The sequence below is a fragment of the Pseudomonas sp. 18.1.10 genome (assembly GCF_024655625.1).
GTDB lineage: Bacteria > Pseudomonadota > Gammaproteobacteria > Pseudomonadales > Pseudomonadaceae > Aquipseudomonas.
This window is the reverse complement of sequence record NZ_JANLGL010000024.1, coordinates 24,919-47,686: the sequence shown is the minus strand read 5'-3', so window position 1 is coordinate 47,686 and position 22,768 is coordinate 24,919. Positions and strand designations below refer to the sequence as shown.

Sequence of the window (22,768 nt, the reverse complement as noted above, 5' to 3'; positions counted from 1 at the left end):
GCACAGGCAACATCTCTATCGACCATGCGGCCGCTTTCGTAGCCTCGCTAAAGCTCGACAACTCCCACATTTTTACCTGTGAACCCGCTCAACTGTGGGAGCTGGCTTGCCTGCGAAGACGGCGGCACAGGCAACATCTCTATCGACCATGCGGCCGCTTTCGTAGCCTCGCTAAAGCTCTACAACAGCGCGATCCGTTCAAGTTCAGCCTGCAACTCAGCAGCGCCGAGACGCGTGAACGGTAGTGCAAAAAATGCCCGGCAGCGGCTTTCGATGGTTTCCAACGTGGCGTGAAAGGCGGCATCGAGCATCGCCTCATCCCCGTCCACATCTGAAGGGTCTTCCAACCCCCAATGCGCCTTCATCGCCGGCCCGAAATACACCGGGCAGGCTTCACCGGCAGCGTTGTCACACACGGTTATCACCAGATCCGGCGGGCTGCCTGCAAACGCGTCATTGCCTTTGCTGTACAAGCCCTCGGTGGGGATACCGGCGGCCGCCAGCGTCGTCAGGCTGCGCGGCAAGACCTGGCCCTTGGGAAAGCTGCCGGAACTGATGGCGACGAAACCCGCCGGCGCCAAGTGGTTGAACACGGCTTCAGACAAAATGCTGCGGCAACTGTTGGCGGTACACATGAACAGGACTTTCATTTCAAATACTCAAGCGCAAAGCGAGGGCGGCGAGGGTGACAAGCAGCACGGGCAAGGTCAGGACAATCCCGACCTTGAAGTAGTAGCCCCAGGTGATAGTGATGCCCTTGCGCGCCAGGATATGCAACCACAGCAAGGTGGCCAGGCTGCCAATCGGGGTAATTTTCGGGCCGAGGTCGCTGCCGATCACGTTTGCGTAGATCATCGCGTCCTTGACCACACCCACGGCATGGCTGGACTCGATGGACAACGCGCCGATCAACACCGTCGGCAGGTTGTTCATCGCCGAAGACAACAACGCAGTCAGCAACCCGGTGCCCAGCGCCGCCCCCCACACGCCGTAGGTGGCGAAGGTATCCAGCCAAGTCGCCAGGTACGTGGTGAGACCGGCGTTGCGCAAGCCGTACACCACCAAGTACATGCCCAGGGAGAAAATCACGATCTGCCACGGCGCTTCCTTCAGCACCTTGCGCGTGGAAATCTTGTGGCCCTTGGCGGCGATGACCAGCAGGAGCAGGGCACACACGGCGGAAATCGCACTGATGGGAATGCCCAACGGCTCCAGGGCAAAACAGCCGACCAGCAGGATGCCCAGCACCCACCAGCCGGCGCGGAAGGTGGCGCGGTCGTGGATCGCGCTGGCCGGATCAGCCAGGTCGGCGGGGTCGTAGACCTGTGGGATATCACGGCGGAAAAACCACAGCAGCACCGCCAGCGTGGCCGCGACGCTGACGAGGTTGACCGGCACCATGACGGCTGCGTACTCGTTGAAGCCAATCTCGAAGTAGTCCGCCGAAACGATGTTCACCAGGTTCGACACCACCAGCGGCAGGCTCGCGGTGTCGGCGATAAAGCCTGCGCCCATGACAAAGGCCAGGGTCGCCGCCGGGGAAAAGCGCAACGCCAGGAGCATCGATATCACGATGGGCGTGAGGATGAGCGCGGCGCCGTCGTTGGCAAACAGCGCCGAGACCAGCGCGCCCAGCAGCACCATATAGGCAAACAAACGTCGCCCGCGCCCACGGCCCCAGCGTGCTACATGCAGTGCGGTCCAGGCGAAGAAGCCGGCTTCGTCGAGCAGCAGGCTGATGATAATCAGCGCGACAAAGGTGCCGGTGGCATTCCAGATGATGTGCCACACCACCGGAATGTCCGCCAGGCTGATGACGCCACAGGCCAGGGCGAGAATCGCGCCCATCGTCGCACTCCAGCCGACGCCGAGGCCCTTGGGCTGCCAGATGACCAGAATGATGGTGAACAGGAAAATGCCAATGGCGACAAGCATCAATAAAAACTCCGAGGGCTCAGCAGCAGGCGCTGGCCCGTTGTGGTCGGTTGCCCATTGCATCCAGACGTTGGGTGTCGGCATGCAACCACGGCAGGTTGGCTTGCAAGGTGATGTCCAGCACTTGGGTGACCCATGCGGGCAACGCTGGATTGATGCGGTAGTAGATCCATTGACCCTGGCGACGATCCAGCATCAGCCCGCAACTGCGCAGTTGCGCCAGGTGACGGGAGATTTTCGGCTGGCTGTCCTCCAAGGCATGGATCAGTTCGCACACGCAAAGTTCGCCTTCGCGCGCAACCAGTAACGTCAGGCGTGCCCGGGTGGTATCGGCCAGGCATTTGAACAGTTCGGGAGGGGAGATGAGCTCGGACATGGGCAAGGCCCTATACATATGGGAAATCGAATATACGTATTTCCATATGTATCGGTCAAACCGGTTTTCGCTTGATCTGGATCAAGCGCCTGGGAATCTATCGCAAGTGATTGAAATTAAAATGAAACACGAATGTCCTAAAGTGCCTGCCATTGCTAATGAAGGAAGAACCCGCGTGACCCGTGCCACTCGCAACCTGCGCAAGACCCTCGATTCCGTCGCGGAAAACAACGAAACCGCCGCGTTCGACCTGATGCGCGCCGTGGAAAAACTCGGCGATGAAGTGCTGCGCCAGCGCTTGCTCAACACCATTCACCGGCTGAACCAGGACGCCTACGAACTGCGCGAAGCGCGCGACTCGGTGGAGCAGGTGTCCGTCAGGCTCGCCTGAGCAAGATCGTTCAAGACAAGCGCCTGGTTGCGCTGGCATGCTTGGCGACTGTCCGTCGTTGAGCCGTGTCCATGCCTACTGCCTTACCTCATTACGCCTTCGCACGCGGCGCCATTGCCGTCATTCCGTTGTCGTTGGCCTGCGCACCGTGGGGGCTGCTGGCCGGTTCCATGGCCATTGATGCGCAATTCACGCCGCTGCAAGCCCAGGGTTTATCCGCCATTGTGTTCGCCGGTGCCGCACAGTTGGTGGCGATCGGCATGGTCAAGAGCGGCGCGAGCCTGATCTCCATTGTGCTGACCACCTTGCTGCTCACGTCCCAGCATTTGCTCTACGGCATGCACATGCGCCCGACACTGTCGGCGCTGAACACACGCTGGCGGATGAGCCTGGGCTTTTTGCTCACCGACGAATTCTTCGCCCTGGTCAGCCACTATGACCGCCAGACGTTCAATCGCTGGTATGCCCTGGGTGTCGGCCTGACGTTCTATATCGCCTGGAACCTCTTCACCCTCGCCGGCATCGTGCTGGGCAAGAGCATTCCCGGCCTGGACCAGTTGGGCCTGGAGTTCTCCATCGCCGCGACCTTTATTGCGCTGATTACCCCGGTGGTACGGGATGTGCCGACCGTGGTCTGTGTGGCCGTGTCGCTGCTGTTCTCGGTGTGGCTGAGCTTCCTGCATTGGGAATCGGCGGTGGTAGTCTCCGGCGTGCTGGGGATGAGCGCCGGGTATGCCTGCAAACGGCTGGGAGTAGGGCAGCGATGATCTACTTCATGATTGTGACGATGGGCCTGGTGGTCTTTCTTAACCGCTACCTGTTTATCGAGCCGCGTTTGCCGGTGCGCCTCAACCGTGGCGCAAGGGAGTTTCTCGGGTTTGCGGTGCCGGGAATGCTCACGGCGATTTGCGGGCCGATCATTTTCTTGGCCGATCACCAGCACCTCAACCTGAGCCCGACCAACCCCTACCTGCTCGCCGGTATCAGCGCGGTGGCGTTGATGTACTGGACGCGCAATGTGCTGCTCACGGTGCTGTTGAGCATGGCGTTGTTCTATCTGCTGCGCTGGCTGCTCTGACGTCCAGGCGAAAAAAAGCCCGCGGGAGGGCGGGCTGAAGGGAGACTTCTAAAAATGAGCGTGGCCACTATAGGCGGCCCATTCTCCCTTCACAGTGAAACTAAATTCATCCTGCCGTGTTGCATCTGCCATGTGTCAGCAGGCGCTACCTTTGGCCCCTCGGTCGCCGGCAAGTGGTAGAGTCGCGTTTTTTTGCGACGGAGCAATGGCATGCACAAGGTGGTAATGGGCGCATTGGTACTGGCGGCGCTGGCCGGTTGCGCAGGTTCGAAGATGAAAGACGCGCGCACGGGCACGCCCTACAAGACCCTGGCTTCGGATAAAGCCACCCTGGTGGTCGCCGAATGCATCCAGTTCGGCTGGCAGGACGAAAGCGTATTCGGTGTGGATGCGGGCGGCTTCAAGGAACCCAACGGACCCGGCGGTTTCACCGTGTACACCACCGGCGGCGACTACTTTGTCGATGTGCAAAGTGCGGGCGCTGGCGCCACGGTCAAGTACTACGCCATGGAAGACAACATGCCCGCCAAGCGTCGCCTGGCGGCACTCGCGACTTGCCTGTAATCCGTTGCCTTAGTGGTTTTAGGAAATGCCCGGCGGGACAGCCGCCGGACATTCGCTTATCATTCGTCCCGCTCGTTCGGCGTGATGGCTCTTTACCAGTACACGGACGTCGAGGCCGACACGTCGGACGAGCATCCTTTTCCCCCTAGCGCGGCATATAACCCAAGTGCCAGCGCCGTGGAATCTTCAGCGACACCACGCCCAGCAACGCCGCCAACCCACCGCTGACCAGCAACGCCTTCAGGCCCATCTGCTGCTCCAGCAGCGCGCCGAGCACCGCCCCGACAAACATTCCGCCCCACGGAATCAGCTGCACACGCCAGCCATTGCGGCGCTCCCCCAGCATCCAACGCCCCAGGCCACGGCCAAAACGCGAGAGCGCGCCCGTCACGTACGTCAGGCCCACCGGCAAACCGTTGACCTCTTCCACTGCCGCATTGAGCATGCCCATCGCAATGATCGCCGCCAGCAAGGCGGGCAAGGCATCGTCCATGGGCAACAGCGCGCCAGCGCAGAGCAGGGCGGCGATGCACAGCAGCAAGGGCAGGGCATGCCGGCGGCTGAGGCGGCTGACCATCACACCCAACGCATTGCCGACGACAAAGGTGGCCACCAGCAACAGCAATCGCCCGGTCAGGCCAAGATCGCCGGCACTGATCGCCACCGCCAGCCGCGTGGTGTTGCCACTCATGAACGAGACAAAATCGCCACTGGCCATAAAGCCAATGGCATCGGTCATGCCCGCCAGCACCGAAAGGCTGGCGACCAACATCAGCCCCACCCGCCCGCGCCAACGTTGGCGGTGGGCGTGTAGGGCATTGGCGTAAGGCTTGGGGGACGACGGCAGCATAGGGCGGGGCTCCGTGTGAGATTATTCGGCCACTACCGTAGGACGCTTTGCCAGCCCGCGCAATGACCTCAAGCACACTCCAGGCGCCAGCCTGCGCTTTCCCAGCTCAGGTAGTGCGTCGGACGGATTGCCCGCATGAACGCCTCATCATGGGACACCGCAACAATCGCCCCGGTAAACCCTTGCAGAGCTTGCTCAAAAGCCAGCACCGATTCCAGGTCCAAGTGGTTAGTGGGCTCGTCCAACAACAGCAACTGCGCAGGCGTTTGGCGCCACAAGGCAATTGCCATCGCGGCCTTCAGGCGTTCACCGCCGCTGAGCTGCCTTGCCGGTTGAGTCACGCGCAACGCGTCCAGTTGCAAAAGGGCCAGGCGCGTACGCAGTTCGGCTTCTGTCAGCGGCGTGTCGAGCCGGTTGAGCTGTTCGACGATGGAGCGCTGGTCGTCGAGCAGCACGAGGTGTTGATCGATATAGGCGCAGGGCACATGCACGCTGCAAGACCCACTAACGGCCTGCCAATGCCCCGCCAGCACCTTGAGCAACGTGGACTTGCCGCAGCCGTTCGGCCCAAGCACCGCAACGCGAACGGGGCCCGATAGATGAAGGTCGAGGCCTGTGCGTGGGAGCCAAGGCAGGTCAACATCCACCAGGTTCAGCACCTGTCGGCCGTTGGGCACGGTCGAGGCGGGCAACGCCAGCAACGTCGGCGTTTCATCCTGCACTCGCTGGTAGGCATGACTCACCTGGGCGTCGAGTTCGTGCTTGTGGGCACGGTGTGCACTGCCCACGTTGCTGACAATTTCGCTGGCGGCGCTTTTCCAGCGAGCCTTGGTGAAACGGTCCACGTTCGCGGTGTCTGCCTGCTTGCGCGAACGCGCGGCATGCCGTTGCACATTGTCATGGTTTGTTTGCAGGCGCTGTCGTTCGCGGCTGCGGTTCAGCCGCGCGTGTTCCAGGGCCGCGACCGCAGCGTGCTGTTCGGCGTCACGCTGCTGGCGGTAGGTCTCGTAATTGCCGCCATAGACCTTGGCACCAAGGGGCGAGAGTTCGACGATACGCCCTAGGGTATTGAGCAGTTGCCGGTCATGGCTGACCACCACCAGGCCACCGCGCCAATCCGCTAATCGCTGTAACAGCCACTCGCGGCCGCTGCGGTCGAGGTGGTTGGTCGGTTCATCGAGCACCAACAACTGTGGCGCGGCCAGCAGCGCGCCGATCAGCGCCACCCTCGCCAATTGGCCGCCACTGAGTTGATCGGCCAGGCTGTCAGGGGCCAGGTGTTCCAACCCAGCGTTATCCAGCGCGTGGCGCAGACGCTCGCCGAGGTCCCAGCGGTCGTCGATCAGTTCTAGATCTTGCAGTTGCGCCGTGCCGCGGGTCATCCGTTCAAGGGCGGCGAGGGCCGGGGCTGTGCCTGTGAGATGGGCGATGGTTTCACCGGAGGCAACGTCCACGCTTTGCGGCACGTAAACCGCGCTGGCGGAACGCCTCAGGGTGCCGGAGGAGGGCTGCAGGTGCCCGGCGATCAATTTGGCGAGGATGCTTTTGCCTCGGCCGTTGCGCCCGACGATACCGGTAGGCGTGTGATCGATGGTCAGGTTCAGGTCTTGCAGTAACGTTTCGCCATTGGCGAACTGAAAATCCAGGTGTTGCAGGGAAACGAGTGCGGGAAGCCGGTTGACGTCAGTCATCAGCACCTCCAAAAAAATGTCGAACAGGCCAACAAGCACGCCGGGCGGCTTGTTGCAGATACATTTTGGAAGGCTTAGTTGTTCACGTCAGCGGTCATCCTGATACACAGAAGGGACGCAAAGGCTAACCCTGCTTGGCGGTTATCGGCAAGCCCGTTGCCAACTTTTCCAGAAACATCGCCAGCGCCACCTCTTCCGCCTTGAGCCCCTTGCGCACCCGAGGCTTGGGCAATTTGGACAGTTCCCCCAGGCTGAAATGCTCCAACACGGCCGGGTGGATGTAGCACTTGCGGCACACCGCCGGGGTATTGCCCAGTTGCTTGGCGACGTCCTTGACCGTTGCCACCACATGGCGCTTGGCGTCGGATTCGGGCTGCCATTGCAGCTCGCGCAATACGGCCAGCGCCAGGGCTGTGCCGGCCCAGGTGCGGTAATCCTTGGCGGTGAAGTCGGCGCCGGTGAGGCTGTGCAGGTAGGCGTTGACGTCATGGGAGCTGACCGTATGCCGTTCACCGTCTGCGTCGAGGTATTGAAACAGGTCTTGCCCCGGCAGCTCCAGGCAACGCTTGACCACCGTCGCCAGCCGCCGATCGCGGACGCTGACCTGGTGCTCCACGCCACTCTTGCCGCGAAACTGGAACTGGATCTCGCTGCCCTTGATATCGACATGCCGATTGCGCAGGGTGGTCAGTCCATAGGACTTGTTCTCACGGGCGTATTGGCTGTTGCCGACGCGGATCAGGGTGGCATCGAGCAGCATCACCACTGTGGCCAATACCTTTTCCCGGGTAAAACCCGGCTCGGCGATCTGTGCTTCGAGTCTCTTGCGCAGTTTTGGCAGCGCTTCGCCAAACGCCTGGAGACGCGAGTACTTGTCACTGTCGCGTACCTCACGCCAGCGCGGGTGATAGCGGTATTGCTTGCGCCCACGGGCATCGCGGCCGGTGGCTTGCAGATGACCGCGCGGGTCGGCGCAGATCCACACGTCGGTGTAGGCCGGCGGCACGGCCAGGGCGTTCAGGCGCTGGATTTCAGCGGCGTCCTTGATCCGTACACCCTTTGTGTCGAAGTACTGGAATTTGCCACGCAGGGTCTTGCGGCGAATGCCAGGCTGGGTGTCGTCAACGTAGTGCAGGTCGCGGGGCAGCGTGGCATCAGGCATGGCGAAGGCTCCTTGGCAACAATCAGGCCGGTATGCCTGATTGACCGCAGCCCGCTGCCGTCGTGCCAAAAGTTTGCTTACGCGAGGACCGCCACCGCCTTGATCTGTGCCCACAGTGCCTGGCCGGGATGCACTTGCAACTGATCGCGGGAGAACCGTGTGATACGCGCCAGCAGCGGCGTCCCGGCGGCATCCAGGCGTACGAGGACGTGGGCATTGTTGTCGGCGCCCAATTCCTGGGTAACCGTCACCGGCAAGCGATTGAGGATGCTGCTGTGTTCCTCGGCCTGCAGGCTGAGGCTCACGTCGCGGGCCTGCACCTTGATGCGCAGCGCCTTGCCCAGCGCCAGCGGCGCATGGGCCACGCGCATGTGCAAGGCGCTGGCGGGCAGTTGCAGGGTCAGCAGTTGATAGTGTTCGTCGTAGGCGCTGACGGTGCCGTTGATGACCACACCGGCGTCGTCACCGGAGGCCATCGGCAGGTCCAGCCGCGCCAGGGTTTCGCCGATGGGGCCGCTGGCCAGGGCCTTGCCGTCATGGAGCAGGACGATGTGATCGGCCAGGCGCGCCACTTCGTCCTGGGCATGGCTGACGTACAGCACGGGGATGTCCAGTTCATCGTGCAGGCGTTCGAGGTACGGCAGGATCTCGCCCTTGCGCTTGCTGTCGAGGGCCGCCAGCGGTTCATCCATCAACAGCAACTGCGGGCTGGTGAGCAGGGCGCGGGCGATGCCGACGCGTTGCCGCTCACCGCCCGACAAGTGTTGCGGGTGGCGATCGAGCAAGTGGCCGATCCCCAGCAGTTCGGTGGCTTGAGCCATGTCCACGCGGCGCTGTTGGCGGGCAATGCGCTTTAGGCCGAACTCCAGATTGGCGCGCACCGACAGATGGGGGAACAGGCTCGCCTCTTGAAACACATAACCCAGCGCGCGCTTGTGCGGCGGCACGAACAGGCCGTTGGCGCTGTCTTGCCACACTTCATCGTTGATCTGCACAAAGCCGTGCTCCGCGCGCTCCAGCCCGGCGATGCAGCGCAAGCAGGTGGTTTTGCCGGAGCCGGAGTTGCCGTACAAAGCGGTCACCCCGCGACCGGGTAATTGCAGGTCCACATCGAGGGCAAATCCCGAGTAGCTCAGTTGCAGGCGTACATCGATCATCGTCAGCTCCAACCCATCTTGGTCTTACGGCTGGAGTAAAGCGCCAGCAACACGAGGAACGCGAACACCACCATGGAACCCGCCAGCCAGTGGGCCTGGGCATATTCCATGGCTTCGACGTGGTCATAGATCTGCACCGAGACCACGCGGGTCTTGTCCGGGATATTGCCGCCGATCATCAGCACCACGCCGAACTCACCGACGGTGTGGGCGAAACCCAGGATCGATGCGGTGATAAACCCCGGGCGGGCGAGGGGCAGGATCACCGTGAAAAACGTGTCCCAGGGATTGGCGCGCAACGTCGCCGCCACTTCCAGGGGGCGCGTGCCGATGGCGGAGAAGGCGTTCTGCAACGGCTGCACCACAAACGGCATGGAATAGATCACCGAGCCAATCACCAGCCCGGCGAAGCTGAAGGTGAGGGTACCCAGGCCCAGCCATTGGGTGAACTGGCCGAAATAGCCATTGGGGCCCATGGTCAACAGCAGGTAGAAACCGATCACCGTCGGTGGCAACACCAACGGCAAGGCGACGACGGCGCCGATGGGGCCGCGCCACCACGAACGGGTGCGCGACAGCCACAGGGCAATCGGAGTGCCGATGACCAGTAGGATCACGGTGGTCAGTGACGCCAGCTTGATGGTCAACCAGATAGCGGAAAAATCGGCACTCGATAGCGGCATTTAGAGCTCGTAACCGTAGGACTTGATAACGGCCGCGGCTTTTGGCCCTTTCAGGTATTCAACCAGGGCCTTGGCAGCGGCGCTGTCCTTGCCCTTGTTGAGGATCACCGCGTCCTGTTTGATCGGGTCATGCATGGACGATGGGACGATCCACGCCGAACCGCTGGTGACTTTGCCGTCTTTATAGATCTGCGACAAGGCCACGAAGCCCAACTCGGCGTTGCCGGTGGACACGAACTGATAGGCCTGGGTGATGTTCTGGCCTTCAACCAGCTTGTCCTTGACCTTGTCGGTCAAGCCTTCCCGTGCCAGCACCTGGGTGGCGGCCAGGCCGTAGGGCGCGGCTTTCGGGTTGGCGATGGACAGGTGTTTGAAGTCGTTCTTCTTCAGCACTTCGCCCTTGGCGTCGACATAGCCTTCTTTCGCCGACCACAGCGCCAGGGTGCCCACCGCGTAGGTGAAGCGCGAGCCTTTGACGGTGTCACCTTCGCTTTCCAGTTTTTGCGGGGTGGTGTCATCGGCGGCAAGGAAGACTTCGAACGGCGCGCCGTTCTTGATCTGCGTATAGAACTGGCCGGTGGCACCGTAGGCGGCGACCAGTTTGTGACCGGTGTCTTTTTCGAAGTCGGCGGCAATCGCCTGGATCGGGGCGGTGAAGTTGGCAGCGACGGCGACTTGCACTTCATCGGCGTGGGCCGAACCGAAGGCGAGGGCAGCGACCAGCGCGGCCAGGCGTGAAACACGAATCTTCATGGAGCAGCTCCTAGTGGATGTACGGCTTGTTATAGGTAGAAGGTGTTACCGCTATTTACGGGAATATATAGCGGTTAGCCATTGCCGGTACAGTGCCAAGTTGCCCCAGGTGTCAGTTTTTCGTGAGTTTGGCCAGCGCCTGTTCGGCCAGTTCCCGTGTCAGGTCATAGGTGGAGATGTCTTTGCCCAGGCGCAGCGCCTGGCCCGACCACAGGTTGCTGAAACCCGCTTCGTCCTTGGCCTTGAGCGGTATCAGCGCGCCCCCGGAGGTAGGAAACGCCGGTGCTGCCGGGTTGATCGCACCCAACTCACGCATGACCCGATTGACAATGCCCCGTGCCGGGCGGCCGGTGAACAGGTTGGTCAACGCGGTTTCACTGGCCTGGGCATGGCGCAAGGCGTGGTGATGGGACGGTGTGACATTGGCTTCGGGAGTGAACAGGTAGGCGGTGCCGATCTGCACCGCCGAGGCGCCCAGGGCGAAGGCCGCGACAATCCCCCGTGCATCGCCAATGCCACCGGCGGCGATCACCGGCACGCTGACGGCATCGACGATTTGCGGCAGCAGGGCGAACAAGCCGATCTGGGTGTTGAGGTCACTGCTCAGAAACAAGCCACGGTGCCCACCGGCCTCAATGCCCATGGCGATGATTGCGTCGCAGCCGTGTTGTTCCAGCCAGATCGCTTCTTCCACGGTGGTTGCCGACGACAGCACTTTGGCCCCGGTGGCTTTCACTCGATCCAGCAGGGCTTTTTCCGGCAGGCCAAAGTGAAAACTCACCACTTCGGGACGGAATTCTTCAACCACCTGGCAGGCGGCGTCGTTAAACGGTTCGCGGTTGGAGACGGGCGTCGGCGCGTCAAAGTCGGCGCCCAATTCGAGGTAGTAGGGCTTCAACAATTCTTTCCAGTGTTGATCGCGTGCTGCGTCGGGCTCAGGCGGCTGGTGGCAGAAGAAATTCACGTTGATGGGCCGTGTGCTGGCCTGACGAATCGTGCTGAGCGCTTCACGCAGTTGTGGGAGGCTGAGCGCCGCCGCTGGCAGCGAACCCAGCGCGCCCGCGTTGTTGGCGGCGATGACCATGGCCGTGGTGGTACCGACCGCCATGGGGGCCTGGATGATGGGCGTATCGATGCCCAACAGGTCAATCAGGCGGGTGTCTGGCCAGGTGCTCATGGGATGCGTCTCCAGCGTTAGTAAGATTTTTCGCTGTTTTAGCAGGGCCCCTGGCCGCCGGCCACTCTGTTTTATTCACTGGACGCGGGCGCTTTTTCGTGCCGGTCAGCTGTCACTTTCGCGTGCCAGCAAGCGCCGCTTGCGCTCCACCCCCCAACGGTAGCCCGACAGCTCGCCATTGCTGCGCACCACGCGGTGGCAAGGGATCGCCACTGCCAGGCAGTTGGCCCCACACGCCTGGGCCACTGCGCGGAATGACTTGGGTGCGCCGATACGCTCGGCGATCTGCGCATAACTGGCGGTGCTGCCCAATGGGATATCGCGCAGGGCTTGCCATACCCGTTGTTGAAAGGCGGTGCCACGCAGGTCCAGTGGCAGGTCCAGGCCGAGGGCGGGCGCCTCGATAAAACCCACGACTTGCGCAACCGTTTGTTCGAAGTGACGGTCTGCGCCCACCAGGTCAGCCTTGGGAAACTGATCCTGTAGGTCGCGCACCAAGGCGTCCGGGTCGTCCCCCAGCAGAATGGCGCACACGCCACGGCGGCTTTGCGCCACCAGAATCGCCCCCAGCGAGCATTGGCCAACCGCAAACAGGATCTCGCTGTTGGTGCCGCCCGCCTTGTAGTCACTGGGTTTCATGCCAAGCAACTGATCGGCCGCCTCATAAAAGCGGCTGTTGGAGTTGAAGCCTGCGTCATACAGCGCGTCGGTCACCGACTGCCGGCCCTTGAGCCCCTCACGCACTTTGCGCGTGCGCTGGGCGCTGGCGTAGCCCTTGGGGGTCAGTCCGGTGACGGCTTTGAACACCCGGTGAAAGTGGAAAGGGCTGAGCCCCGCACGCAGGGCGAGCGTGTTGAGGCTGGGTGGGGTGTCGGCCTGTTCGATGTGGCGGCACGCCTCGGCGACCAGGTGCCCATGATGGGCGGCCAATTGGCTCTGGTCGCCGCTCGCACGTTTGCTCGCACGGTAACCGGCAGCCTCGGCTTGTGCCGGCGTGTCGAAGAACTGGATATTTTCCGGGCGTGGCAACCGTGAGGCGCTGCTGGGGCGACAATACACGCCGGTGGTTTTTACGCCATAGACGAATAACTCATCGGCCTTGGGGTCGCGGGCGACGATGGCGGCCCAGCGCGGATCTTGCTCGGTTTTCATGGGCGGCACTCTTGACGGGTGTTGCGCAGATTAACCCTGTGGCATCGGCCTGGCACTCCGAAGCTTGCGGTCAAATCAGCCGGCGGTGCGAAACGTCAGGTTGATGCGTTGCGGGCCCATGACCGGGTGCCGGCCTTCCTTGACCGGCATCACGCCGTGAAAGCGCAGGCGGTCGACGCCGCCCCAGACCACGACGTCGCCATGGAACAGTGAAATCTTTTGCGCGCGATCACCACGCGCGTGGCCACCAAACAGAAAAATCGCCGGCAAGCCGAGGGACACCGACACCACCGGTGCGTGGTAGTGGCGCTCGTTCTTGTCCTGATGCAGGGACATTTTTGCGCCGGGCACGTAGCGGTTTATCAGGCAGGCGTCGGGGGCGAACCCGATGAAACCGGCGTCTGCCGCCGCCTGCACGGCCAATTGGCGCAATGCGTCGGGCATGGTCGGCCAAGGCAGTTGGCTGCGCGGGTCCAGCGGGGAGTAGCGGTAGCCGTGGGCGTCGGTGGTCCAGCCTAGCTCGCCGCAGCTGCTCAACGCCGCCGACATGGTAAAACCGCCTGGGGTGACCATCTGCCGAAACGGTGATTGCGCCAGCACTTGGCGCAGCGATGGTAGAAGGCGTTCGATCCAAGGCAGGGCATACCCCCTTAGCACGTAGGACTCATCGCCGATTTGTTCACGCCCTGCGGGTTGTTGCAGGGCGTCATCGGCGAACAGGTCGGCGGTGGGCATCGGTTTACAGGGCCTTGCTCACAGTGATGTCGGTGATTTCATCACTGGCATCATGGATTTTGGCCAGGGCTTGCTTGGCTTCTTCCACGCTGTTGCTGTGCAGTTGGGCGAACTCGAAGCGGCGTTCGCCGTTGAGTTTGTACTTGATCACGTATTTGGTGGTAGTCACTGCTTATTTCCTGTGGCGAGTCCGAATCAGCTCAGCTTGGTGCTGGTGCGACGAACGATACGAATCTTGTGGGACAGCGCGGGTTTACGCGTCACGCTGATCGCGCGGCGGGTGACCACATCCAGGGTAATGTTCCAGAAGCCGGTGCTTGGCGCGGTGATCTTGGCGGGAAACTTGTCGAATGCGCCACCGTGGTAGGTGTGGCGGCCGCCATTTTTGAAGCTGCGAAAGTTCGCATCGCTCATCAGACGAATATTACAAGTCTGCGAGCATTCGATGACGACAATGTCCCCCTCGTTGAGGTGCTCGCGCTGGTGGATGAATTTCATGGGGTGTCTCCAGAAGGGCTTTTTCTGAAAAATCAGAACGATACGTAGGTTAAGATGGAGTTTATCAGCCCCAGCGCTTTTATTATCGTGCCGTTGTCGATGACATCGACAATTTAAAACAGTTATTTACCGAGTTATCAGGGATAAATCCTACGTTGACGGGAGAAATTTGCCATCCCGGCTGTCGTAGGATCTTTATCGGAGGTTTTGTATGAAGTGGAGTGTGTTGGTTCTGGCCGTGGCGCTAGGTGGGTGTGCCTCGGTTGCCGATATCAAGCAGACCCCTCCCACGTTGGCCGTCATTTCCGGCAAGAAGCCGCAGGAATATGCTGCCTGTGTCGTGCGTAAGCTGTCGTCTACGCGCCGCCCGCCGCAAATCGAGCCACATAAAGACGGTGTGCAGGTTATTGTCCCGCAGAAGTTTTCCGCGGACCCCTCGGCCATTTTCGAGATTGAAGACCGCTCCAGCGGCAGCAGCATCAAGCTCTATGAGAGCATGTCCAATGTGCCGATCCGTCCGGGTGATGTGAAAAAGGCTGGGGAAGATTGCATTTCCGGCTGATGCCGTTGCGGAATATCAGATATGAAACGTGAACACGTCAAAATGCGCCACGCCGAGGGCCAGATTTCGGCTACCCATGTGATCCAGAATCCCGCCGACCTCGGCGAATGGATCGTGTTTTTCAAGAAAAGCGGCGGTCGCAGTTTTTTTCTAGTGGACGACCAGGATGAGGTCGAATCCTTCGCCAGCCTTGATGCGCTGACCGAGACCCTGCGCGGGCTGGGAATCAAGTTCGCTGAGGTCCACCTGTAACCCGGGGGTTACTTGCACACCACCACGACACTGCGGCTTTTGTAATTGCCGACGTCCTTGCCCAGGGTCTTGTCGCCCTCGCTCAGGGCCGGTGTGCCCTCGGTGCCGACGATGCGATAACCGGTACCCGCACAGGATGCATCGGCTTTTTCGTAGCAGCTGGCCCACGAGTTGGCCTCGCCCGAGCAATCGACGGTCAGGCCTTGCTCGCCGTTTTTCAGATAAACGTCAGAAGTGGTGGTGCACCCGGCAAGCGCCAGTACCGCAGTCAGTGCGAGAATTTTGTTCATGGGTAGGTCGTCGTCGAGGGTGTTGAAGGGCGCGCCGATACGCCAATTGAGCGTCTGCGCAAGACTATAGCGAACTGCCACCAAGGTACAGGCAAACACAAAAAAGCCCCGTTGACCGGGGCTTTTGCGCAAGGCGCCGAGGTTTACTTGCCTTTGGGGCGCTTGCTCGATGCGTGGCCGGCTTCATCCACAAACACTTCAGCGACCGCCGCCGCTTGGCTTTCGGTCGCAAAAGCCCCGGCAACGCTGTCGCCGTGGAAGTTGATCAGGTGCCAACCGTCCGCACGCTTGGTGATGAGGTAGCCGTTTACGCCTTTTGGTTCTGACATCTATTGAGCATCTCGTGGTCGGGTTCAAGGGTGCAATGATAGCGCCAAATGTCGCGGCCCCGCGCAAGTTATTCCAATCCAATGTACAACCGCGAAAAGCGTGCTAAAAAGGTTGCAGCCCTTTAAAACAGCGAGGGGCGGGCATTTTTTGCCCTGTCGGTGGCGACGCTCTCTGTAAGATAAGTGGAACTTACACCGACATTTTTTCTCTATGTTGACATCGCAACGCCAGCAGGACCCATTGTAAGGTGACTGCGGCCTGATTAGACTGCGCCGAATTCCGTACGCACAGCCCTTTGTAAGGACTTATATGATCAAGAAATGCTTGTTCCCAGCAGCCGGTTACGGCACTCGCTTCCTGCCAGCGACCAAAGCCATGCCTAAAGAGATGCTGCCGGTGGTGAACAAGCCACTGATTCAGTACGGCGTCGAAGAGGCACTGGATGCCGGCCTGAACGAAATCTCCATCGTGACCGGCCGCGGCAAACGCGCGCTGGAAGACCACTTCGACATCAGCTACGAGCTGGAAAACCAGATCAAGGGCACCGACAAGGAAAAATACCTGGTTGGTATCCGCAAGCTGCTGGACGAGTGCTCGTTCTCCTACACCCGTCAAACCCAGATGAAAGGCCTTGGCCACGCGATCCTGACCGGCCGCCCGTTGATCGGTGACGAACCGTTCGCCGTGGTCCTGGCGGACGACCTGTGCGTCAACCTGGAAGGTGACGGCGTGCTGACCCAGATGGTCAAGCTGTACCAGAAATACCGTTGCACCATCGTTGCGGTGCAAGAGGTTGATCCTCAAGAAACCAACAAGTACGGCGTCATCGCCGGCGACGACATTGGTGATGGCTTGATCCGCGTGCGCGACATGGTGGAAAAACCAGCGCCGGAAGATGCTCCGTCGAACCTGGCGATCATCGGTCGTTACATCCTGACCCCGGATATCTTCAAGTTGATCGAAGAAACCGAGCCAGGCAAGGGCGGCGAAATCCAGATCACCGACGCCTTGCTCAAGCAAGCCAAAGACGGTTGCGTGATTGCCTACAAGTTCAAAGGCCGTCGTTTCGACTGCGGTGGCGCTGAAGGCTACATCGAAGCAACCAACTTCTGCTACGAGCACTTCTACAAGACTGGCAAGGCTTACTGATTCACGGTAGCCAGACCGGTTTTAAGCGAAAGCCACCTTCGGGTGGCTTTTTCGTTTTTCAGTACCCTGTAAGTCGGTATGCTGATGTCCTGCCGAGGAGAGTGAAATGGCCTACGATTTTGACTTGTATGTAATTGGCGCCGGTTCTGGCGGTGTTCGCGCAGCACGTTTTGCTGCAGGGTTTGGTGCCAAGGTGGCCGTGGCCGAAAGCCGCTACCTGGGCGGCACCTGCGTCAACGTGGGCTGCGTGCCGAAAAAGCTCTTGGTGTACGGCGCGCACTTTGCCGAAGACTTCGAACAGGCCAGTGGTTTTGGCTGGTCGCTGGGCGAGGCAAACTTTGATTGGGCGACCCTGATCGCCAACAAGGACCGTGAGATCAATCGCCTCAACGGCATTTATCGCAACCTGTTGGTCAACAGCGGCGTGACCCTGCACGAAGGGCACGCACGCCTGGTTGATGCGCACCAGGTGGAAATCAATGGCGAGCGCTTTAGCGCCAAACACATCCTCATCGCCACGGGCGGCTGGCCGCAGATCCCGGAAATTCCGGGGCGCGAGTATGCGATTGGCTCCAATGAGGCGTTTTTCCTCAAGGAGCTGCCCAAGCGCGTGCTGGTAGTAGGCGGTGGCTACATTGCCGTTGAGTTCGCAGGAATTTTCCATGGGCTGGGTGCGAAGACTTCACTGCTATATCGCGGCGACCTGTTCCTGCGCGGCTTCGATGGTGCCGTGCGCACCCATCTCAAGGAAGAACTGACCAAGCGCGGTCTGGACTTGCAGTTCAATGCCGATATCGAACGCATCGACAAGCAGGCGGATGGCAGCCTGAAAGCGACCTTGAAGGACGGTCGCGTGCTGGAGGCAGATTGTGTGTTCTACGCCACTGGCCGGCGCCCGATGCTAGACAACCTGGGCCTGGAAAACACCGGGGTCAAACTCGACAAACGTGGTTTTGTCGAAGTGGACGACCTGTACCAGACAGCCGAGTCGTCGATCCTCGCCATTGGTGATGTGATCGGTCGCGTACAGCTGACGCCTGTGGCCCTGGCCGAAGGCATGGCGGTGGCGCGCCGCCTGTTCAAGCCTGAGCAATATCGCCCGGTGGATTACGCGATGATTCCGACGGCGGTGTTCAGCCTGCCGAATATCGGCACTGTAGGGCTGACGGAAGAAGAGGCGAAGGAGAAGGGGCACACCGTGCAGATCTTCGAAAGCCGTTTCCGGCCGATGAAGTTGACCCTGACCGAGTGCCAGGAAAAAACCCTGATGAAGCTGGTGGTGGATGCCGACACCGACAAGGTGTTGGGTTGCCACATGGTCGGCCCGGATGCCGGAGAAATCGTCCAGGGCCTGGCGATCGCGCTCAAGGCGGGCGCGACCAAGCGGCATTTCGATGAAACCATCGGCGTGCATCCTACGGCGGCGGAAGAATTCGTCACCATGCGCACGCCTGTGGCGGACTAATCAGGCGTCTGGCGTTGCCTCTGGTGCCGTTGCAACGACGGCGGCCAGGCGCAGTGCCTCGATGCTGGCCTGGGCCTTAATCAGGTCCAGTTCCAGCGTCTTGTTCACCTGCAGGTGTTCGGTCAGCGCCTCCTGGCGGGACTGGCACTCCAGCACGGCCACGCGCAAGCGCTCCTGAAGCAGGCTGCGTTCGCCGTCTATCCGGTTCATCTGTTCGTTCAACGTGAGCTGCTGGGCCTGGTCCTTGCGGGCCTGCTCCTGCGCGGTCGCCAACTCCTTGGTGGTGACCCGGTGCTCGATCAACAGCCGCTCGTTATCACGGTGCAGCTGAGTGATTTCATCCTGGCGCACCATGGCGCTCTGCTGCGCCTGGCGTAGCTCGGCCTGGACCTGTTGCAACTGGCCTTCATGGCGACGTTGCTCCTGCTCACGCTGTTCCTTGATGGCATTGCGGTAGTGCTCCAGAGCGTCGCGGGCGTGCAGGTGCTTTTCTTCCAGCGAGCGGATCTGTTCGTCCTTGTCATTGAGGCGCAGCTCGTAATCACCGCAGGCCTGGCTGAGGCCGGCGTTACGGGTTTGCTCGGTCTGCAGGCTAGTGCTGGCGGTTTGCAAGGCGGCGCTTTCTTCGGCCAGGGCGGCGGCCTGGATATCAAATTGTTGCTTGAGCTGGCCGTGGGCGGCTTCCAGGGTCTCCACCTGGGCGAGCAGGGCGGTTTTCTGTTGCTCGAATTGCGCGAGGGCTTGGTCGATGGGCTCCTGGGCTTTCTCTTTCAGGCGTTGTGCCAGCCGCGCTACCAATTCACCCAGCTCATCGTCGAGCGGCGCCTGGGTGATGGTGAGGCGCGACTCACTGTCGTCCAACTCCTTCAAATAGCGGTGAATCGTAGTCTTTGAGCCGGTGTTGCCCATTTCGATGCGTACAGCATCAATGCTCGGGTTCTCGCCGCGAGCGAGGATCGCCAGGCGTGCCGTTTGAACTACTGCTTTGTTTATGCCGCCGCGCGCCATGGGGTCTCCGTCGATTTAGTACTGTGGTACATAGTATGTAGATACATACTCTATCACGAATAAAAACTCGTTTAAATTCATGATTTAACAGATGGGATATTGGCGTATTATCCCGTGTGATAGACGTTTTAACCGTGTGAACACCCGCTAGCAGTACGAATAGGCCTCCCATGAGCGATCTGGACCGTTATCTCAATGCCGCCACCCGCGATAACACGCGGCGCAGCTACCGCGCGGCCATCGAACACTTCGAAGTGAACTGGGGCGGGTTCCTGCCGGCTACCAGCGACAGCGTGGCGCGTTACCTGGTGGCCCATGCGGGCGTGCTGGCCGTCAATACCTTGAAGCTGCGGCTCTCGGCGTTGGCGCAATGGCACACCAGCCAAGGCTTTCCCGACCCGACGAAGGCGCCGGTGGTGCGCAAGGTGCTCAAAGGGATACGTGCCGTGCACCCGGCGCAGGAGAAACAGGCCGAGCCATTGCAGCTCAAGCACTTGGAGCAGGTAGTGGCTTCGCTGGCGACAGAGGCGCAGGAGGCTGCCCAGGCTCACGACCAGCCACGCTTGCTGCGGGCAAAGCGCGACACGGCGTTGATCTTGCTGGGCTTCTGGCGCGGTTTTCGTAGCGACGAGTTGTGCCGCCTGCAGATCGAACATGTGCAGGCCACGCCCGGCGCCGGCATCAGCCTGTATCTGCCGCGCAGCAAAAGCGACCGTGACAATCTCGGCAAGACCTACCAAACCCCGGCGCTGCTGCGCCTGTGTCCGGTACAGGCCTATAGCGAATGGCTCAGCGCCTCGGCGCTGGTGCGCGGCCCGGTGTTTCGGGGGATTGATCGCTGGGGCAACCTGGGGGAGGAGGGGTTGCACCCCAACAGCGTGATCCCGCTGTTGCGCCAGGCGCTGGAGCGCGCCGGTATTGCCGCCGAGCTCTACACCAGCCACTCGTTGCGCCGGGGCTTCGCGACCTGGGCCCACCGCAGCGGCTGGGATATCAAGTCGCTGATGAGTTACGTCGGCTGGAGCGACATGAAATCCGCCATGCGCTATGTTGAAGCGACGCCTTTTCTCGGCATGACATTGGCGACGCAACCGCTGCTTTAAGATTTCTTCTATTAATACGGTCTGCTGATAGAGAAAGCCAATCGCGAGCATCAGGTTTGCCAATGAGCCATCGGTGCAGAGAGTGCGTAGGATTCACTTCATCAACTTCTTAACCCTGACGGAGAGTCAACGATGCCTATCATCAACAGCCAAGTAAAACCGTTCAAAGCTACCGCATACAAAAACGGCAACTTCGTAGATGTGTCTGACGCCGACCTGAAAGGCAAGTGGTCCGTGGTGTTCTTCTACCCAGCCGACTTCACCTTCGTTTGCCCAACCGAGCTGGAAGACCTGGCTGACAACTACGCCGAATTCCAGAAACTGGGCGTCGAGATCTACAGCGTTTCCACCGACACCCACTTTGCCCACGCGGCCTGGCACAACACTTCGCCAGCCATCGGCAAAATCCAGTACACCATGATCGGCGACCCAACCCTGACCATCTCCCGCAACTTCGACGTACTGATCGAAGAAGCTGGCCTGGCAGACCGCGGTACTTTCGTGATTAACCCAGAAGGTCAGATCAAGATCGTTGAGCTGAACGACGGTGGTGTTGGCCGTGACGCTTCCGAGCTGCTGCGCAAGATCAAGGCTGCCCAGTACGTTGCTGCCCACCCAGGCGAAGTGTGCCCAGCCAAGTGGAAAGAAGGCGAGGCTACCCTGGCTCCATCCCTGGACCTGGTTGGCAAGATCTAAGTCTGTGAAGCACCTCAGGGCGGAATACACCGCACCTTAAGTAAGCTGCAACCGCCCTCAAAAACGCCCGGGCGAGATTCGCTCGGGCGTTTTTTTATACCGAATTAAAAGGAATCGCCCGTATGTTGGACGCCAATCTTAAAGCTCAGTTGAAGTCATACCTGGAACGGGTCACCCAGCCGATCGAGATCGTCGCCTCCCTCGACGACGGTGCGAAATCCCAGGAAATGCTTGCCCTATTGCAGGACGTTATCAGCCTCACCACGCTGATTACCCTGAAAACCGATGGCAATGATGCGCGTAAGCCATCGTTCTCCATCAACCGCCCGGGTGCCGAGATCAGCCTGCGTTTTGCCGGCATCCCGATGGGCCATGAATTCACTTCGCTGGTGTTGGCCCTGCTGCAAGTCGGTGGCCACCCGTCGAAGGCCAGTGTCGAAGTGATTGAACAGATCCGCGCCCTGAAAGGCGAGTTCAGCTTCGAGACGTACTTCTCGCTGTCTTGCCAGAACTGCCCGGACGTGGTCCAGGCGCTGAACCTGATGGCGGTGCTCAACCCGAATATCCGCCACGTCGCCATCGACGGCGCGCTGTTCCAGGCGGAAGTGGATGAGCGCCAGGTCATGGCCGTGCCCAGTGTCTACCTCAACGGTGTGAACTTCGGCCAGGGCCGCATGGGCCTGGAAGAAATCCTCGCCAAGCTCGACACCAGCGGCCTCGAAAAAGCCGCTGAAAAAATCAGCGCCAAAGACGCGTTTGATGTGCTTGTCGTCGGTGGTGGCCCGGCCGGCTCGGCAGCCGCTATCTACGCCGCACGTAAAGGTATCCGTACCGGCGTCGCCGCCGAGCGTTTTGGCGGGCAGGTGCTGGACACCATGTCCATCGAGAACTTCATCTCGGTGCAGGAAACCGAAGGGCCGAAACTGGCCAGCGCCCTTGAGGCCCATGTGCGTCAATACGACGTGGACATCATGAACCTGCAGCGCGCCAGTGCCCTGGTGCCGGCCAAGAACCCAGGCGAGCTGCATGAAATTCGCTTCGAAAGCGGTGCGACCCTCAAGTCCAAGACCGTGATCCTGGCCACCGGTGCGCGCTGGCGTGAAATGGGCGTGCCGGGCGAGCAGGAATACAAGGCCAAGGGCGTGTGCTTCTGCCCGCACTGCGACGGCCCATTGTTCAAAGGCAAGCGCGTGGCGGTGATCGGCGGCGGTAACTCCGGCGTTGAAGCAGCCATCGACCTGGCCGGGATTGTCAGCCATGTCACCTTGCTGGAGTTTGACAGCAAGCTGCGCGCCGATGCGGTGTTGCAGCGCAAGCTGTTCAGCCTGCCGAACGTAGATGTGATTACCAGTGCGCTGACCAGCGAAGTCAAAGGTGATGGTCAAAAAGTCACTGGCCTGGCGTACAAGGACCGTGACAGCGGCGAGTTCAAGACTGTCGATCTGGAAGGCATCTTCGTGCAGATCGGCCTGTTGCCAAACACTGACTGGCTCAAAGGCACGGTCGAACTGTCGCCTCGCGGCGAGATCATTGTCGATGCCCGTGGCGAGACATCACTGCCCGGCGTGTTCGCCGCCGGTGACGTCACCACGGTGCCGTACAAGCAGATCGTGATCGCGGTAGGCGAGGGCGCCAAGGCTTCCCTGAGTGCTTTCGACCACTTGATCCGCACGTCGTAAGTTGCCCGGCTGAAATGAAAAACCCCATGAGC

28 protein-coding genes are annotated in these 22,768 nt (G+C 60.7%); 11 read left to right on the top strand and 17 right to left on the bottom strand.

Annotated features, from left to right (window positions below; genetic code table 11):
* Positions 1 to 179: 179 nt before the first annotated feature.
* Genes NUV89_RS06850 through NUV89_RS06840 form a run of 3 tightly spaced genes read right to left on the bottom strand, consistent with a single transcriptional unit; the run spans position 180 to position 2,311 of the window.
* Positions 180 to 650: an arsenate reductase ArsC gene (locus NUV89_RS06850; RefSeq protein ID WP_257780732.1), complete on the bottom strand. Its 471-nt coding sequence runs from the start codon at positions 648 to 650 to the stop codon at positions 180 to 182.
* 1 nt (position 651) lies between these two features.
* Positions 652 to 1,935: an arsenic transporter gene (locus NUV89_RS06845; RefSeq protein WP_257780731.1), complete on the bottom strand. Its 1,284-nt coding sequence runs from the start codon at positions 1,933 to 1,935 to the stop codon at positions 652 to 654.
* Between the two features lie 19 nt (positions 1,936 to 1,954).
* Complete coding sequence (locus NUV89_RS06840) at positions 1,955 to 2,311, bottom strand: metalloregulator ArsR/SmtB family transcription factor (RefSeq protein ID WP_257780730.1); 357 nt, start codon at positions 2,309 to 2,311, stop codon at positions 1,955 to 1,957.
* Positions 2,312 to 2,486: 175 nt separating this feature from the next.
* Here NUV89_RS06840 and NUV89_RS06835 point away from each other — a divergent pair, with 175 nt between their 5' ends.
* The 4 genes from NUV89_RS06835 to NUV89_RS06820 all read left to right on the top strand — a co-directional run bounded on the left by NUV89_RS06835 (position 2,487) and on the right by NUV89_RS06820 (position 4,344).
* Complete coding sequence (locus tag NUV89_RS06835) at positions 2,487 to 2,702, top strand: hypothetical protein (RefSeq protein ID WP_005788169.1); 216 nt, start codon at positions 2,487 to 2,489, stop codon at positions 2,700 to 2,702.
* Between the two features lie 71 nt (positions 2,703 to 2,773).
* Positions 2,774 to 3,469 carry an AzlC family ABC transporter permease gene (locus NUV89_RS06830; protein ID WP_017734232.1) on the top strand — a complete coding sequence of 232 codons (696 nt, stop codon included), beginning with the start codon at positions 2,774 to 2,776 and terminating at the stop codon, positions 3,467 to 3,469.
* Entirely contained in the window at positions 3,466 to 3,780 is a 315-nt protein-coding gene (locus NUV89_RS06825; protein ID WP_257780729.1) for an AzlD domain-containing protein, read from the top strand. Before NUV89_RS06830 ends, NUV89_RS06825 begins: the two co-directional genes overlap by 4 nt.
* Positions 3,781 to 3,990: 210 nt before the next feature.
* Positions 3,991 to 4,344 (top strand): hypothetical protein, encoded by a 354-nt coding sequence (locus tag NUV89_RS06820; protein ID WP_257780728.1) that lies wholly within the window; start codon positions 3,991 to 3,993, stop codon positions 4,342 to 4,344.
* Positions 4,345 to 4,489: 145 nt separating this feature from the next.
* Here NUV89_RS06820 and NUV89_RS06815 read toward each other — a convergent pair whose 3' ends face one another.
* The 11 genes from NUV89_RS06815 to NUV89_RS06765 form a co-directional block, all read right to left on the bottom strand.
* Positions 4,490 to 5,194, bottom strand: a complete 705-nt coding sequence (locus NUV89_RS06815) for a YoaK family protein (RefSeq protein ID WP_257780727.1) — start codon at positions 5,192 to 5,194, stop codon at positions 4,490 to 4,492.
* Positions 5,195 to 5,262: 68 nt separating this feature from the next.
* Positions 5,263 to 6,885, bottom strand: a complete 1,623-nt coding sequence (locus tag NUV89_RS06810) for an ABC-F family ATP-binding cassette domain-containing protein (RefSeq protein ID WP_257780726.1) — start codon at positions 6,883 to 6,885, stop codon at positions 5,263 to 5,265.
* Positions 6,886 to 7,009: 124 nt separating this feature from the next.
* Entirely contained in the window at positions 7,010 to 8,047 is a 1,038-nt protein-coding gene (locus tag NUV89_RS06805; protein WP_257780725.1) for a DNA topoisomerase IB, read from the bottom strand.
* Positions 8,048 to 8,124: 77 nt separating this feature from the next.
* Positions 8,125 to 9,204, bottom strand: coding sequence for a molybdenum ABC transporter ATP-binding protein (gene modC / locus NUV89_RS06800; RefSeq protein ID WP_257780724.1), 1,080 nt, complete (start codon positions 9,202 to 9,204; stop codon positions 8,125 to 8,127).
* Between the two features lie 2 nt (positions 9,205 to 9,206).
* Positions 9,207 to 9,887: a molybdate ABC transporter permease subunit gene (gene modB / locus NUV89_RS06795; protein ID WP_017734225.1), complete on the bottom strand. Its 681-nt coding sequence runs from the start codon at positions 9,885 to 9,887 to the stop codon at positions 9,207 to 9,209.
* On the bottom strand, positions 9,888 to 10,640 hold the full coding sequence (gene modA, locus NUV89_RS06790) for a molybdate ABC transporter substrate-binding protein (protein WP_017734224.1): 753 nt from the start codon (positions 10,638 to 10,640) through the stop codon (positions 9,888 to 9,890).
* Between the two features lie 112 nt (positions 10,641 to 10,752).
* Positions 10,753 to 11,817 (bottom strand): nitronate monooxygenase family protein, encoded by a 1,065-nt coding sequence (locus tag NUV89_RS06785; RefSeq protein ID WP_257780723.1) that lies wholly within the window; start codon positions 11,815 to 11,817, stop codon positions 10,753 to 10,755.
* Positions 11,818 to 11,922: 105 nt separating this feature from the next.
* Positions 11,923 to 12,969 carry a bifunctional DNA-binding transcriptional regulator/O6-methylguanine-DNA methyltransferase Ada gene (ada, locus tag NUV89_RS06780; RefSeq protein WP_257780722.1) on the bottom strand — a complete coding sequence of 349 codons (1,047 nt, stop codon included), beginning with the start codon at positions 12,967 to 12,969 and terminating at the stop codon, positions 11,923 to 11,925.
* Positions 12,970 to 13,044: 75 nt separating this feature from the next.
* Positions 13,045 to 13,704, bottom strand: a complete 660-nt coding sequence (gene alkB / locus NUV89_RS06775; protein WP_257780721.1) for a DNA oxidative demethylase AlkB — start codon at positions 13,702 to 13,704, stop codon at positions 13,045 to 13,047.
* Between the two features lie 4 nt (positions 13,705 to 13,708).
* Positions 13,709 to 13,873: a hypothetical protein gene (locus tag NUV89_RS06770; RefSeq protein WP_017734220.1), complete on the bottom strand. Its 165-nt coding sequence runs from the start codon at positions 13,871 to 13,873 to the stop codon at positions 13,709 to 13,711.
* A 26-nt stretch (positions 13,874 to 13,899) separates the two neighbouring features.
* Positions 13,900 to 14,202: a DUF1883 domain-containing protein gene (locus tag NUV89_RS06765; RefSeq protein WP_003173824.1), complete on the bottom strand. Its 303-nt coding sequence runs from the start codon at positions 14,200 to 14,202 to the stop codon at positions 13,900 to 13,902.
* 211 nt (positions 14,203 to 14,413) lie between these two features.
* On the opposite strand from NUV89_RS06765, the gene NUV89_RS06760 reads away from it, so the two are divergent.
* Together NUV89_RS06760 and NUV89_RS06755 are read left to right on the top strand one after the other, a co-directional pair.
* The gene (locus NUV89_RS06760; protein ID WP_124524694.1) at positions 14,414 to 14,764 is read left to right on the top strand and encodes a hypothetical protein; all 351 of its coding nucleotides are present in this window, start codon (positions 14,414 to 14,416) and stop codon (positions 14,762 to 14,764) included.
* 21 nt (positions 14,765 to 14,785) lie between these two features.
* The gene (locus NUV89_RS06755) at positions 14,786 to 15,016 is read left to right on the top strand and encodes a hypothetical protein (protein ID WP_257780720.1); all 231 of its coding nucleotides are present in this window, start codon (positions 14,786 to 14,788) and stop codon (positions 15,014 to 15,016) included.
* An 8-nt stretch (positions 15,017 to 15,024) separates the two neighbouring features.
* Here the strand turns inward: NUV89_RS06755 and NUV89_RS06750 are convergent, their stop codons facing one another.
* A complete protein-coding gene (locus NUV89_RS06750; protein WP_026136449.1) occupies positions 15,025 to 15,306 on the bottom strand; it encodes a hypothetical protein in 282 nt (93 codons plus the stop codon).
* A 143-nt stretch (positions 15,307 to 15,449) separates the two neighbouring features.
* Positions 15,450 to 15,635, bottom strand: coding sequence for a hypothetical protein (locus tag NUV89_RS06745; protein ID WP_017734216.1), 186 nt, complete (start codon positions 15,633 to 15,635; stop codon positions 15,450 to 15,452).
* A 310-nt stretch (positions 15,636 to 15,945) separates the two neighbouring features.
* Between NUV89_RS06745 and galU the strand changes: the two genes are divergently transcribed.
* Together galU and gorA are read left to right on the top strand one after the other, a co-directional pair.
* Positions 15,946 to 16,785, top strand: a complete 840-nt coding sequence (gene galU / locus NUV89_RS06740) for a UTP--glucose-1-phosphate uridylyltransferase GalU (RefSeq protein WP_003212579.1) — start codon at positions 15,946 to 15,948, stop codon at positions 16,783 to 16,785.
* A 106-nt stretch (positions 16,786 to 16,891) separates the two neighbouring features.
* A complete protein-coding gene (gorA, locus tag NUV89_RS06735) occupies positions 16,892 to 18,250 on the top strand; it encodes a glutathione-disulfide reductase (RefSeq protein WP_257780719.1) in 1,359 nt (452 codons plus the stop codon).
* On the opposite strand, the gene NUV89_RS06730 is transcribed toward gorA, so the two are convergent.
* Positions 18,251 to 19,258 (bottom strand): DNA-binding protein, encoded by a 1,008-nt coding sequence (locus tag NUV89_RS06730; protein ID WP_257780718.1) that lies wholly within the window; start codon positions 19,256 to 19,258, stop codon positions 18,251 to 18,253.
* A 170-nt stretch (positions 19,259 to 19,428) separates the two neighbouring features.
* Here NUV89_RS06730 and NUV89_RS06725 point away from each other — a divergent pair, with 170 nt between their 5' ends.
* The 3 genes from NUV89_RS06725 (at position 19,429) to ahpF (ending at position 22,736) form a co-directional block, all read left to right on the top strand.
* Positions 19,429 to 20,361, top strand: coding sequence for a site-specific integrase (locus NUV89_RS06725; protein ID WP_257780717.1), 933 nt, complete (start codon positions 19,429 to 19,431; stop codon positions 20,359 to 20,361).
* A gap of 132 nt (positions 20,362 to 20,493) precedes the next feature.
* Positions 20,494 to 21,057 carry an alkyl hydroperoxide reductase subunit C gene (gene ahpC, locus NUV89_RS06720; RefSeq protein ID WP_010210361.1) on the top strand — a complete coding sequence of 188 codons (564 nt, stop codon included), beginning with the start codon at positions 20,494 to 20,496 and terminating at the stop codon, positions 21,055 to 21,057.
* Between the two features lie 122 nt (positions 21,058 to 21,179).
* The gene (gene ahpF, locus NUV89_RS06715; protein ID WP_257780716.1) at positions 21,180 to 22,736 is read left to right on the top strand and encodes an alkyl hydroperoxide reductase subunit F; all 1,557 of its coding nucleotides are present in this window, start codon (positions 21,180 to 21,182) and stop codon (positions 22,734 to 22,736) included.
* The last annotated feature ends 32 nt before the right edge of the window (positions 22,737 to 22,768 follow it).